This window comes from Mycolicibacterium sp. XJ1819 (assembly GCF_053483675.1).
This window is the reverse complement of record NZ_JBEFST010000055.1, coordinates 1-484: the sequence shown is the minus strand read 5'-3', so window position 1 is coordinate 484 and position 484 is coordinate 1. Positions and strand designations below refer to the sequence as shown.

The window sequence follows — 484 nt, the reverse complement described above, 5'->3', positions numbered from 1 at the left end:
CGTCACCATCACCGTCAACCCCGTCAACGACGAAGCACCCATCGCAGTCAACGACGCCTACCAGGTCGATGAAGACGGTGTGCTGACCGTGCCGGTCGCCGGCGGCGTGTTGGCCAACGACACCGACTTCGACAACGACGACCTCACCGCCGTCTTGGTGGACGGGCCGGCCAACGGCACCCTGGAGCTCAACGCCGACGGGTCGTTCACCTACACCCCGGATGCCGACTTCTACGGCACCGACACCTTCACCTACCTCGCCAACGACGGCGAATTGGACGGCAACACCGCCACCGTCACCATCACCGTCAACCCCGTCAACGACGAAGCACCCGTCACGATTGATGACGCCTACACCGTCGACGAAGACGGCGTGCTCACTATCAGCGGGCCAGGCGTCCTCACTAATGACACCGACTACGACAACGACTCATTGACAGCGGTGTTGGTGGATGGCCCAGCCAACGGCACCCTGGAGCTCAAC

Annotated in this window: 1 protein-coding gene; it reads left to right on the top strand. The window is 63.0% G+C overall.

The genetic code is table 11. The features are described 5' to 3' along the window. Positions 1–484: cadherin-like domain-containing protein (locus ABQE89_RS26280; protein WP_448422173.1), on the top strand; the 484-nt coding region annotated here is incomplete at both ends.